The organism is Pseudomonas sp. SIMBA_068, assembly GCF_046534705.1.
GTDB classification, from domain to species: domain Bacteria; phylum Pseudomonadota; class Gammaproteobacteria; order Pseudomonadales; family Pseudomonadaceae; genus Aquipseudomonas; species Aquipseudomonas putida.
Window position 1 is genome coordinate 1 of record NZ_JAWRYI010000439.1, and the last position, 275, is coordinate 275.

Here is a 275-nt window from a genome sequence, read left to right on the forward strand (position 1 = left end):
GATCGACCCGCTAAGCAGTGCCCGCCTCCCGATGTTAAACTTGAGCCATTCATTCATTTTGGTGCGCATCTTCACTGATGCCGCACAGGGAACCTGGCATGCAACCCTCTTATGGCCGACTGGTAAAGCGTGCTGCGCTCGGCGCGACCATTCTTGCGTCTGTGCTGTTGCTCGTGAAAATTTTTGCCTGGTGGTACACCGGTTCGGTGAGTTTACTGGCCTCTCTGGTGGATTCACTGGTGGATATCGCCGCCTCGCTGACCAATCTGCTGGTG

1 protein-coding gene is annotated in these 275 nt (G+C 55.6%); it reads left to right on the forward strand.

Going from position 1 to position 275, the window contains the following annotated elements; genetic code table 11:
* Positions 1 to 98 precede the first annotated feature (98 nt).
* On the forward strand, positions 99 to 275 hold a 177-nt coding region (locus tag SB756_RS29870), incomplete at its 3' end, for a cation transporter (protein WP_410913196.1).